This window comes from Bradyrhizobium sp. SZCCHNR1002 (assembly GCF_032381435.1).
Taxonomy (GTDB): domain Bacteria; phylum Pseudomonadota; class Alphaproteobacteria; order Rhizobiales; family Xanthobacteraceae; genus Bradyrhizobium; species Bradyrhizobium aeschynomenes.
Genome location: NZ_JAUHIS010000001.1, coordinates 989295 through 1001796, shown reverse-complemented (window position 1 = coordinate 1001796; position 12502 = coordinate 989295). Strand labels below are relative to the sequence as shown.

General features: G+C 65.8%; 8 protein-coding genes. 5 read left to right on the top strand and 3 right to left on the bottom strand.

Annotated elements, in window-relative coordinates:
• The first annotated feature begins 210 nt into the window (after positions 1 to 210).
• The 5 genes from QX108_RS04405 (at position 211) to QX108_RS04385 (ending at position 7409) form a co-directional block, all read left to right on the top strand.
• Positions 211 to 1527, top strand: a complete 1317-nt coding sequence (locus tag QX108_RS04405) for an N-acetylmuramoyl-L-alanine amidase (protein WP_315779477.1) — start codon at positions 211 to 213, stop codon at positions 1525 to 1527.
• Between the two features lie 230 nt (positions 1528 to 1757).
• Positions 1758 to 4265, top strand: coding sequence for a penicillin-binding protein 1A (locus QX108_RS04400; RefSeq protein ID WP_315720306.1), 2508 nt, complete (start codon positions 1758 to 1760; stop codon positions 4263 to 4265).
• Positions 4266 to 4389: 124 nt separating this feature from the next.
• A protein-coding gene (gene prfB, locus QX108_RS04395; RefSeq protein ID WP_172133202.1) for a peptide chain release factor 2 occupies positions 4390 to 5524 on the top strand; the annotation gives its coding sequence in 2 pieces (ribosomal slippage) (positions 4390 to 4458 and positions 4460 to 5524; 1134 coding nt in all).
• Positions 5521 to 6402: an NAD(P)-dependent oxidoreductase gene (locus QX108_RS04390; RefSeq protein ID WP_315778563.1), complete on the top strand. Its 882-nt coding sequence runs from the start codon at positions 5521 to 5523 to the stop codon at positions 6400 to 6402. The genes prfB and QX108_RS04390 overlap by 4 nt, the downstream gene beginning before the upstream one ends.
• Before the next feature lie 95 nt (positions 6403 to 6497).
• The gene (locus QX108_RS04385; protein WP_315778565.1) at positions 6498 to 7409 is read left to right on the top strand and encodes a DMT family transporter; all 912 of its coding nucleotides are present in this window, start codon (positions 6498 to 6500) and stop codon (positions 7407 to 7409) included.
• A gap of 6 nt (positions 7410 to 7415) precedes the next feature.
• Here QX108_RS04385 and upp read toward each other — a convergent pair whose 3' ends face one another.
• The 3 genes from upp to QX108_RS04370 form a co-directional block, all read right to left on the bottom strand.
• Positions 7416 to 8051 carry a uracil phosphoribosyltransferase gene (gene upp / locus QX108_RS04380; RefSeq protein ID WP_315720302.1) on the bottom strand — a complete coding sequence of 212 codons (636 nt, stop codon included), beginning with the start codon at positions 8049 to 8051 and terminating at the stop codon, positions 7416 to 7418.
• 49 nt (positions 8052 to 8100) lie between these two features.
• On the bottom strand, positions 8101 to 9828 hold the full coding sequence (locus QX108_RS04375; RefSeq protein ID WP_315720301.1) for a cation:proton antiporter: 1728 nt from the start codon (positions 9826 to 9828) through the stop codon (positions 8101 to 8103).
• Positions 9829 to 9999: 171 nt separating this feature from the next.
• Positions 10000 to 12150, bottom strand: a complete 2151-nt coding sequence (locus QX108_RS04370) for a methyl-accepting chemotaxis protein (RefSeq protein ID WP_315720300.1) — start codon at positions 12148 to 12150, stop codon at positions 10000 to 10002.
• Positions 12151 to 12502 lie beyond the last annotated feature (352 nt).

Sequence of the window (12502 nt, the reverse complement as noted above, 5' to 3'; positions counted from 1 at the left end):
GCCGTTCGTACATACGAGGAATGGACAGGCGGTGCAAGGGAAGCGTCGCGGAACCGCAACAATCGGTGGCCTTTAACGAAAATGACAAAATTAGGCGGTTAACCCCTGGGATTGGTTGCGGTAAGACGGTCCCGCGGAGGCACGGAATTGGCAGCTCGCCGGGCAAATTACCTTTCTTTGCTGGGATGTGCGGCGCTCTGCGTCACGCAAATGTTATGCGCGGCCTTCGCGCCCGCCCGCGCCCAGAGCGGACCGGTCGGTCAGGTGCCGCCTGCCGTGGTCGGTCCGGGGTTCCCGATCGCGACGGATGCGCGGCTGGCCGGCGATTCCCGCCAGACCCGGTTTGTGCTCGATCTCGACAAGACGGTGCCGTACCGGGCGTTCCTGCTCAGCGAACCCTATAGGGTGGTGGTCGATCTGCCGCAGGTGAGCTTTCATCTGCCGACGGGGGCGGGAACGGGCGGCCGCGGGCTGGTGAAGGCGTTTCGCTATGGCATGGTCATGCCCGGCGGCTCCCGAATCGTGTTCGACCTCACCGGCCCCGCCCGAATCGCGAACTCCACCGTCCTCGATGCCGCCAACGGCCAGCCGCCGCGGCTGGTGCTGGAACTCGAGGAGGTAGACGAGGCCACTTTCGCGCGTGCGATCGGCGTCGACGGCCGTACGCCGTCCAGGGGCGCCGATTCGGCGTCGCCCGTTACCGCAACGGGCGGCGTCGCGCCTCCCATCGTCAGGCCGCCGCCGACGACTGTCGCCGTCGCAGCCCCGCCCGCCGGCGGCCCGCCGGACAACCGGCCCGTGGTCGTGATCGACCCCGGCCATGGCGGCATCGATTACGGAACTCAGGGTGGCGAGGTGCCGGAGAAGAACCTGGTGCTCGCCTTCGGCCAGGCGCTGCGTGACCGGCTGGAACGATCCGGCAAGTTCCGCGTGGTCATGACCCGTGATGACGACACCTTCATCCCACTCGGAGACCGGGTGCGGATCGCCCAGAAGCAGTCGGCGGCGCTGTTCGTCTCAATCCATGCTGATGCGCTGCCGCGAGGCGAGGGCACCGCGCAGGGCGCCACCATCTATACGTTGGCCGATAAGGCCTCCGACGTCGAGGCCGAGCGGCTGGCGGAGGCGGAGAACCGCGCCGACCAGATCGGTGGCGTCAACCTCACCGAGGAGCCGGCCGACGTCGCCGACATCCTGTTCGATCTGGCAAGGAGGGAAACGCGCACGTTTTCCAATAGGTTTGCCCGACTATTGATGAACGACATGAAGACCGCGGTGCACATGCATAAGCGGCCGCTCAAATCGGCTGGTTTCCGGGTCCTCAAGGCTCCCGACGTTCCGTCGGTCCTGGTTGAGCTCGGCTATGTCTCCAACAAGGGCGACATGGGGAACCTGGTTTCCGAGGCGTGGCGGTCGCGCACAGCGGATGCGATGGCCAAGGCGATCGACGCCTTTCTGGCCAAGCGCGTCGCCAATGCGGGTGCCGAGAAGCCGGACAAGCCCGCTCCGCCACGTGCAAAGCCCTAGTTTGGCCACAGCAACATCCGTATAAACGTGCTGCGAGGCACCCGGAATCACGTGAGGATTCCTTCTCCGCAGAGTTGTGATAGGCTTGACCGCTGATAGGCTTGACCGCGCGTTGCTCTGGCATGGGTCACGTGGCATCGCAGCCGACCTCGTGATTTGGCGGCCGCGTCTTTTCCGGCGCGCCGCGTCCAAGCCAAGAGACGAACAAGAGTTGGAACGGATATTTGCCGATGCGCTTTCTCGTGCGGTTTTTGGGCTTCCTGTTCGCGGCCGGCACCGTTGTCTTCCTGGTCGGTGTGGCGGCGGCGGCAGGCCTGATCTGGCATTTTTCCAAGGACTTGCCTGATTATTCCCAGCTGCAGGATTACGAGCCGCCGGTGATGACGCGCGTGCACGCGGTCGACGGCTCGCTGGTGGGCGAATATGCCAGGGAGCGACGGCTCTATCTGCCGATCCAGGCGGTGCCGAAGCTCGTCATCAACGCGTTCCTCGCGGCCGAGGACAAGAATTTCTACGAGCATGGCGGCATCGACTTCACGGGCATGGCCCGCGCCGCCGTCGTTTATGCCCAGAACTTCGGCTCGAATCGCCGTCCGCAGGGCGCTTCCACGATCACCCAGCAGGTCGCCAAGAACTTCCTGCTGACCAACGAAGTGTCGTTCGCGCGCAAGATCAAGGAAGCGCTGCTGGCGATGCGCATCGAGCGCACCTATTCCAAGGACAAGATTCTCGAGCTCTATCTGAACGAGATCTATCTCGGCTCGGGCGCTTACGGTATCGCTGCGGCGTCGCTGGTCTATTTCGACAAGTCGGTCAACGAGCTCACGGTGGCCGAGGCGGCCTATCTGGCGGCCCTGCCGAAGATGCCGGGCAGCCTGCATCCGATCCGCAACCGCGACCGCGCCATCGAGCGGCGCAACTACGTGGTCGACCGTCTCCTGGAGAACGGCTGGATCAAGCAGGCCGACGCCGACAAGGCGCGCAAGGATCCGCTGACCATCGCGAGCCGCAACACCGGCGCGCACATCTTCGCCGGCGAATATTTCGCCGAGGAAGTCCGCCGCGACATCTTCGAACGCTACGGCGAGAAGAAGCTCTATGAGGGAGGGCTGTCGGTTCGCACCACGCTCGATCCGAAGATCCAGGTGATGGCGCGCAAGGCCATGGTCGCAGGCCTCGTGCGCTATGACCAGGAGCAGGGCTATCGCGGAGCCGTTTCCAAGCTCGACATCTCGGGTGATTGGGGCCTCAAGCTCGCTGAGATCAAGTCGCTGTCGGACATCTCGCCATGGCGGATGGCCGTGGTGCTGGAGACCAGCGATCAGTCGGCGCGTATCGGCTTTCAGCCGCCGCGCGAGCTGGGCGGCGCCGTCAGCAAGGAACGGCAGACCGGCCTGATCACGCTCGACGGCGTGAAGTGGGCGCGCGCGGCGACACCCAACGGCCGCGGCAAGGTGCCGACTTCGGTTGCTCAGGTTCTGCAGCCGGGTGACGTGATCTATGCTGACCCGCTGTTCAAGGAAGGCAATCCGGTCGAAGGCCAGTATCGCCTCGAGCAGCTGCCAGAAGTGTCCGGAGCGATGGTCGCGATGGATCCGAACACCGGGCGCGTGCTCGCGATGGTCGGCGGCTTCTCGTTCGACCAGAGCCAGTTCAACCGCGCGACGCAGGCCTACCGGCAGCCCGGATCGTCGTTCAAGCCGATCGTCTATTCGTCGGCGCTCGACAACGGCTACACGCCCTCGACCCAGGTCGTGGACGCGCCGATCGAGATCGACCAAGGGCAGGGCGGCCAGGTCTGGCGCCCGGACAACTTCTCCAACGGCAAGTATCTCGGACCCACGACCCTGCGCAACGCGTTGCGGCTGTCGCTCAACACGGTGACCGTGCGGCTCGCGCAGGACGTCGGCATGCCGCTGATCTCCGAATATGCGCGCCGCTTCGGCGTCTATGATGAGCTGCCGAACTATCTGTCCTACGCACTCGGCGCGGGCGAGACCACGGCGATGCGCATGGTCACGGCGTATTCGATGATCGCCAATGGCGGCCGCCGCGTGAAGCCCACCTTGATCGACCGAATCCAGGACCGCTACGGCCACACCATCTTCAAGCACGATGCCCGCGAGTGCCGCGGCTGCGACGCGCCGGATGGCTGGAAGAACCAGAGCGAGCCGCAGCTGGTCGATCGCCGCGAGCAGGTGCTGGATACGATGACGGCGTACCAGATCACCTCGATGCTCGAGGGCGTGGTGCAGGCCGGTACGGCGACCGTGCTCAGGGAGGTCGGCAAGCCGATCGCCGGCAAGACGGGCACCACCAACGAGGCCAAGGACGCCTGGTTCGTCGGCTTCTCGCCGGACCTCGCGGTCGCCATCTACATGGGCTACGACAAGCCGCGCCCGCTCGGCAAAGGCAATGCCGCGACCGGCGGCCATCTCGCCGCGCCGATCGCCAAGGACTTCATGAAGCTCGCGCTCGCGGACAAGCCTGCCACACCGTTCAAGATCCCGGCCGGCATCAAGCTGGTGCGCGTCGACTCCAAGACCGGCATGCGCGCGAGCCCCGGTGACGGCGGCCGCACGATCATGGAGGCGTTCAAGCCGGGCACGGCGCCGCCGGACAACTACTCCGTCATCGGCGTGGCCGATGCCGATGGGCGCATGATGCCGTCGCAGAGTGGCGGACAGCCCGACACCGGCGGCTTCATCATCCGTCCGGGAACGGGAAGCCTCTACTAGGGTCAGACGGGTGAAACTGGCGCTGGCGTGGTGCAGGGCGATTGCGCTTTGCGCTGCGCGCCGCTACATCCCCTGTCAGACGTGATTGCCGCGGCGTTGTCCGCTGCGGCCCGAAGAGAGCGACATGCGCGCCGAAATCGAAAAAATCGTAGAAGAGATCAAGCAGTCTGTCGGGCTGCTGAGGAGGCATCTTTGACGTCGAGACATCGACGGCAAGGCTGGCGGAGCTGAACAAGCTCGCCGAGGATCCCAATCTCTGGAACGACCCCCAGAAAGCTCAGAGGTTGATGCAGGAGCGGACCTCGCTCGAGGATTCGCTGACCGGCATCGGCAAGGTCGAGCGTGAACTCAGCGACAACATCGAGATGATCGAGCTCGGCGAGGCCGAGAACGATGCCGGCGTGGTCACGGAAGCCGAGAACGCGCTCAAGGAGCTGAAGAAGGACGTCGCGCGGCGCGAGCTCGAGGCTCTGCTGTCCGGCGAGGCCGACAAGTTCGACACCTATCTCGAGGTCCATGCGGGCGCCGGCGGCACCGAGAGCCAGGACTGGGCCTCGATGCTGCTGCGCATGTACACGCGCTGGGCCGAGACCCACGGCTTCAAGGTCGAGTATCTCGAAGAATCGCTCGGCGAAGAGGCCGGCATCAAGTCGGCGACCATCCAGATCTCCGGCCACAATGCCTATGGCTGGCTGAAGACGGAAGCCGGCGTGCATCGGCTGGTGCGGATCTCGCCGTTCGATTCGAATGCGCGGCGCCACACTTCGTTCTCGTCGGTGCAGATCTTCCCGGTGATCGACGACTCGATCAAGATCGACATCAAGGAGTCCGACGTGCGCGTCGACACGATGCGGTCGGGCGGTGCCGGCGGTCAGCACGTCAACAAGACCGAATCGGCGGTGCGGCTGACGCATATCCCGACCGGCGTTGCGGTGGTCTGCCAGGCCGGCCGCTCCCAGCACAAGAATCGCGCCCAGGCGTGGGACATGCTGCGCGCGCGTCTCTACGAGATCGAGCTGAAGAAGCGCGAGGAGAAGGCGGCAGCCGACCAGGCGGCCAAGACCGAGATCGGCTGGGGTCACCAGATCCGCTCCTACGTGCTGCAGCCCTATCAGATGGTGAAGGATCTGCGCACGGGCGTGCAGACCTCCGACACGTCCGGCGTGCTCGACGGCGATCTCGACGAGTTCATGGCGGCGACCCTGGCGCAGCGGGCGTTCGGCACGACGCCGGGTGCCGCAATCGAGGACGTCGATTGACCGCGGCCCGAATTGCCTTCATCGGGCTCGGACGCATGGGTCATGGCATGGCCGGGCGCTACCTCGATGCCGGCCATTCCGTTGCGGTTTGGAACCGCAGCAGGGCCAAGGCCGACGATCTGATCGCGCGCGGTGCGCGCTGGTCGACGTCGCCGGCCGACGCGGCGATCGATGCCGATGCCGTCGTGACGATGGTGGCCGATGACGACGCCTCGCGCACGGTCTGGCTCGGCCCCGATGGTGCTGCGGCCACCATGCGGGTGGGTACGATCGCCATCGAATGCTCGACCGTATCCCGCGACCACGCGCTGCGCCTCTCGCGCGAGCTGAATGCGCGCGGCGTGATCTATCTCGATTGTCCGGTCACGGGGCTGCCGGATGCGGCAGCCGGGGGCAAGCTAACCTTGCTGGTTGGCGCCGACGCTGCCGACCTCGAGCGCGCGCGGCCATATCTGGCACCGATCGGCTCGACCATCCGGCATTTCGGGCCGGTAGGGGCGGGCACGGTCTACAAGCTGATCAACAACCTGCTGGGCGCGATGCAGATCGCAGGCCTGGCCGAGGGGCTCGCGATCGCCGAGCAGGCCGGGCTCGACATGGACCTCGTGCTGGAGGCGATCCAGAGCGGCGTGGCGGCGAGCCCGCAGGTGCTGCGTCACGCCCCGCGCATGGTCGCCCGCAACTTCGCCGACGCCAGCTTCACCGCCGCGCTCCGCCACAAGGACGCGGCCTATGCCTTGCGGCTCGCCGAGGAGCTGCTCGGCGCGCGCCCCGTGATGGCGCAGGCCGCAGTCGAGGCCTATGCGCAGGCCAAGGCAGCGATGCCCGATGAAGACGAGGGCCGCATGATCGAGCTGGTCTCGCGGCCGAAGGCCTGACCTCGGCGGCGAGCCTCTGCACCGACGGAAAGCGGGTGGACAGTTCTTGGCGGCCGCTGCAACGATCGCCGACATTCGGACAGCGGCGGGCTTCGATGGTATTTCCCAATGACAGGATGGATCCACGGGACTGGTCGCTGCTCGGTCTGCTGTCCCTGCTGTGGAGCGGCTCGTTCATCTTCAATGGCCTGGCCCTGAAGGAGCTGCCGCCGCTGACGCTGGTGCTGTTGCGCATCGCCCTGGCGGCCGCGATCCTGCTGCCCATCCTGCGCCTGCGGGGGCTCGATCTCCCCAGGGGGATCGCCGGGTGGCGGCCCTATTTTGCGGTGGCGCTGTTCAACAATGTCGTGCCGTTCTGCCTGATCGTCATCGGCCAGACTTACATCACGTCCGGTCTTGCTGCGGTTCTCAACGCCACCACGCCGCTCTTCACGATCGCGGTGATGGCCGCGGCCGGAGAGGAAGGGCTCTCGGCGCGCCGGGTCGCCGGTCTCATCGTTGGCCTCGTCGGCGTCGTGGTCCTGAGGGGAGGGGCGTCAGTCGGTGGCGGCTACGGCATTCTGTTCGGTCTCGGTGCATCGTTCAGCTACGGCGTTGCCGCCTTGCTGGTGCGGCGTCACCTGGCCAACTCGCCGCCGCTTGCGACCGCCACCTTCCAGCTGTCGGCATCGAGCGCGATGATGCTCGTCGTCGCGGGGGTGGTCGACCAGCCCTGGCGTCTGCCGATGCCCGGGCTTCAGACCTGGCTCGCGATCATCGCCCTCGCGACGCTGTCGACGGCTTTCGCCTACATCGTGTTCTTTCAGGTCCTGCGCCGCTCCGGTGCAACCAATGTGACCTTGGTGACGCTGCTGATCCCGCTGACGACGATGCTGCTCGGATATCTGGTGCTCGGCGAGTCCGTTTCGTTGCGGGAGATCGTGGGCGCGCTGGTGATCGGAAGCGCGCTGCTGGTGATCGACGGACGCGTCTTCAATGTTCTACGTGCCGCGCCGCGCGCCTCCTGACGTTTCCTACTTCGTGCCGAACATCCGGTCGCCGGCGTCGCCGAGACCGGGGACGATATAGGCGTGGTCGTTCAGCTTCTCGTCGATCGCGGCGGTCCAGATCGGGATGTCCGGGTGCTCCCTTTCGAACTGCGCGATGCCTTCCGGCGCAGCGAGCAGGCAGACGAAGCGGATGTCGCGGGCACCGCGCGCCTTGAGCAGCTCGGCTGCCGCGCAGGCGGAATTGCCCGTTGCCAGCATCGGATCCATCAGGATCACGGTGCGATCGGACAGATCCTGCGGCGCCTTGAAATAATACTCGACGGCCTGCAGCGTGTTGGGATCGCGGTACAGCCCGATATGGGCGATGCGCGCCGACGGCATCAGGGCCAGCATGCCGTCGAGGAAGCCGACCCCGGCGCGCAGGATCGGCGCCAGCGTGAGCTTCTTGCCGGCAATCTTCGGCGCCTTCATCGGTGCGATCGGCGTGTCGATGTCGACCAGCTCGATCGGCAAATCGCGCGTGACCTCGTAGGCCAGCAGCATTCCGATCTCGTTGAGGAGCTCGCGAAACCCCTTGGTGGAGCGGTCGCGCTCGCGCATCAAGGTGAGCTTGTGCTGGACCAGCGGGTGATCGACGACATGGACGTGGCTGTTTGTCATGGCACGGGTCTACCGGGATCGGAGCGGATGTTCCAGATGGGCGCGTGGCTCATGGCAGCACCTCGCGGCGGTCGGCCAGCATGGTCTCCGCCTCGTGTCGGCGCTCGGACAGCAGGCCGGCGCTGGCGTCCTGGATCAGGTTGAGCAGCACTTGGGCATCGCTCAGCCGCGGCACGGTCACGTAGTCCGCGCCGGCATTGTAGAGGTCGTTGACGTCGGCGAGCAGGTCGGCCGTGGCGACGATCTTGGCGGTGGCGTTGATGCTGCGGACGTGCCGCACCAGCTTCTCGTTGTTGGCGCCCTTGAGCAGCGAGTCGGGGATGCTCAGGATGATCAGCTCGGCCTGGCCGACGCCGGCATGGACCAGCGTATCGACATTGCTGATGTCGCCATAGGTTACCTGGATGCCGCGATCGGACAGGGTGCGGAACACAACCGGATTGAAATCGACCACGCCGATCTGCTCCAGCAGGGCCGGCTGGTTGCGCTCGATCTCGCTGAGGAGCGCGCTGGCGGTACGGAAGAAGCCGAGCAGCACGATCGGTCGGCCCGCGCCATGGCCGCCGTCATGACCGGCCTCGCCGTCCTTGCCGGCGTCGAGGTCGCGCAGGCCGATCCGCTTGAGCAGCGGGATGCTCCGGCGCGCGATCGGATCGGAGCGCACGATGACGAAGGTCGAGAGCACTGCGAGCAGCACGAAGGCGAAGGAGGCGGCGGCCGACGTGCCGTTCTTCAGGTGCCCGGCGGCAGCGCCGGTCTGGATCACGACCAGCGAGAATTCGCTGATCTGGGCGAGGTTGAGCGCCGGCAGCAGGCTTGCCCGCAGGCCTTGCCGCATCATGTAGAGCGGCGTGAAAGTCGTGAGCAGCCGGCTCGCCACCGTGAACAGCGCGATCACCAGCGCCAGCCCGACCACGGACATCGTCGGGATCGGGATGGTCATGCCGAGCGCGACGAAGAACAGCGTGATGAAGAAGTCGCGCAAGGTGGTGATCTTGGCGGTCACGTCGAGCGCATAGGGGAATGTGGACAGCGACACGCCGGCGATCAGGGAGCCCATCTCGCGCGACAGGTGCAGCCGCTCGGCGATCTCGCCGATCAGGAAGCACCAGGCCAGCGCGCCCAGCAGGATCAGCTCGGGGGTCCGGGCGATACGGTGGAACAGCGCCGGCAGCACGTAGCGGCTGAGCAGCAGCGCGATCGCGACCAGCGCACCGGCGCGGGCGAAGGACAGCAGGATGACGCTGACATGAAGGTCGTCGAGGCTCGGCTGCACCGCCAGGAACAGGATCGCGAATACGTCCTGGAGCACCAGCACGCCGAGCGTGATCCGGCCGGGCAGGGTGTCGAGCTCGCGCTTCTCGTACAGCACCTTGACGATGATCACGGTCGAGGACAGCGCGCAGGCGACGCAGAGATACAGTGCGTCATAGCTCTCGGCGCCCATCCGCATGCCGATCGCGACGAAGAACAGGATGCCGAGCGCGGCGCCGCCGAGCAGCTGGACGCCGCCGGCGATCAGAATCACCGGGCCCGCGCGGATGATCTTCTTCAGGTCGATCTCCAGCCCGATCATGAACAGCATGAAGATCAGGCCGAGCTCGGAGATCACCGAGATGGATTCCTGGGACTTCACCCAGCCGGTGCCGAAGGGGCCGATGGCGAAGCCTGCGACCAGATAGGCGAGAATCGAGGGCTGGCGCCAGTAATGTGCCGCCAGTCCCAGCACCCACGCAAACAGGATGCAGAGCGTGATGTCGCCGATCAGTTCATGCATGAAGCAACCCCCGGGGCGGCAACTTATGTCGCGACGCCGCGCAAGGAAACCCGCAATCTGTCACATCGGGACCGCTGTTCTCGCGTTGTTGCGCGAAGGCGGCGCCGGCCATGATGCCTTCACCATGCGGGACCGCCCGATCCGGCTGACCGGGCGGTGGTCACGGGCGGACTAGGCCGCCCGCACGTTGCTGAGGAACTTGCCGACCTCCTGGCGCAACCGGTCGCTCTCATGCGACAGCGACTGCGCCGCCGAGAGCACGCCGCCCGAGGCGGAGCCGGTCTGCGAGGCCCCACGCTGGACGTCGACGATGGTGGTGTTGACCTCGGTCGTGCCGCGCGAGGCCTCCTGAATGTTGCGCGAGATTTCCTGCGTGGCCGCGCCCTGCTGCTCGACGGCTGCCGCAATGGTGGAGGAGATCTCCGACAGCCGCTCGATGGTGGTGCTGATCTCCCGGATCGACGTCACCGATTCCTGGGTGGCGGCCTGGATGCCCGAGATCTGCTGGGCGATCTCGCCGGTGGCCTTCGAGGTCTGCTCGGCCAGCGCCTTGACCTCGGACGCCACCACGGCGAAGCCGCGGCCGGCGTCGCCGGCGCGCGCCGCCTCGATGGTCGCGTTCAGCGCCAGCAGATTGGTCTGCCCGGCGATGGTGTTGATGAGCTCGACGACGTCGCCGATCCGTGCGGCCGCCTTCGACAGCTCGTTGACGCGGTCGTTGGTGGTACGCGCCTGGTCGACGGCGCCGGTGGCGATCCGCGCCGATTCCTGCACCTGCCGGCTGATCTCGGTGACCGACGAGGTCAGCTCCTCGGTGGCCGAGGCGACCGACTGCACGTTCGTGGAGGCCTGCTCTGAGGCCGCCGCCACGGTGGTGGCCAGCTCCTGCGAGCGCGTCGCGGTCGAGGACAGCGTGCCCGCCGAGCTCTCCAGCTCGGACGAGGCCGACGACACCGTCTGCACGATGCCGCCGATCGCGCCTTCGAACTCGCGGGCGAGCTTGTCCATCTCGGCCTTGCGCTTGACCTCGGCCGAGCGCTGAACCGCCTTCACCTCCTCGCTGTTGAAGCGGACGATCGACTGCACGGTCTGCAGGTTGCGCAGCGCCTCGCCGATCTCGTCGTCGCGCTCGACCGGGATGCGGTTGTCGAGCTTGCCGGCCGTGATGCTCTGCATCGAATCGTTGAGGACCTTGAGCGGCTTCAGCACCGCACGGATGGTCTGCACGCTGAACATCGCACCGAGACCGACACCGCCAAGGATCATCAGTGCCACCAGCGCGAGCACGACGTGATACTGATTTTCGGCGTCCTCGTAGAGCCCCTTGGCCTCCTTGACCTGGATCGCGACGAGCTTGTCGAGCTCATGCTTGGCGGCCTCGAACAGGTCATGTCCCTTGGTCGCGATATGCTGGCTCGCCTCGTCGAACTTGCGCTGCTGCAGCATGGCCAGCGCGGGCTTGATGCCCTCGTCGACATAGGTCTTGCGCTTGACCGCGTAGGCGTCAGCGACGACCTTCTCCTCCGGCGTCAGATAGCTCGCCATGTAGTCGGCCCAGAGCTTCGAGATCCGGACGCTGTTGTCCTCGATCAGGGGCGCGATGCCGTCGATGGATTTGCCCGCCTTGCCGTTGGCTGCCGCCGACTGTTGCGACGACATGTTCTGCAGGGTCCGGTCGTTGATTTCGAACAGCTGCGCGAGAGGAACCGTGCGGTCCTCGTACATCGATTTCAAGCCGGCGTTGCTCGCGCGGGTCGACAGGAGACCGGCCGCACCGATGATCAGCATAAAGGCGCTCAGCACCGCGGCGAAGGTCGTCAGCCTCGCCCGCAGCGTCCCCGTGAAGAACGACAGCCGGTCGAACACCGAACGGCGGCGGATGATGCCGGCGCTGATCGCATAGTCCTGCGCCTTGTTCTGGTTGAGCAGGCCATAGACCTTCTCGGCCTCGGCGCGCTGGTCGGCCGGCAGCTTGGTGCGGATCGACGTATAGCCGGTGATCTCGCCGTTCTCGCGAATGGCGGAGGCGCTCGCCAGCACCCAGTAGAAGTCGCCGTTCTTGCGGCGGTTCTTGACCGCACCGGCCCACGGCTTGCCCTGCTTCAGCGTGTCCCAGAGATTGGCGAAAGCCGCTTCCGGCATGTCGGGGTGGCGGACGATGTTGTGCGGCTGACCCATCAGTTCGTCGGGCGTAAAGCCGGCGGCATCGACGAACTGGTCGTTGAAATAGGTCAGCTTGCCCTTGAGATCGGTACGCGAGACGATCAGCGTCTCGTCGGTAATGGGGTATTCGGTTTGGGTGACGGGCAGGTTCTTGCGCAAGATACGGACTCCATTGTCCCCTGCATGCGGAAGTTGAATGCAGAGCATCAGATCAGCGCTAGAGGGCCGGGACTCCCTAAATGTTGCGTAAAATCTAAGCACCGTACGATTACGCATTGCACACAAAAGCTGCAATTTTAATAAAATGCACGCTTTCGTGCGTGGGCGAGGCGAGGCATCGAAAGACGTCCCGCCGCGCGCCCAGGCGCTCAGGTTCTTGAACAGAGAGCCCTCGGATACGAGGGCGCAGGGAATGCCGGGTGAAGGCCTCACCCATGGCCCGCCTGCGAAAAAAATGCAGGCGGCAGGAACCACAGGTTCAGCCGAGCACTCCGGCATTCCCTGCGCGATG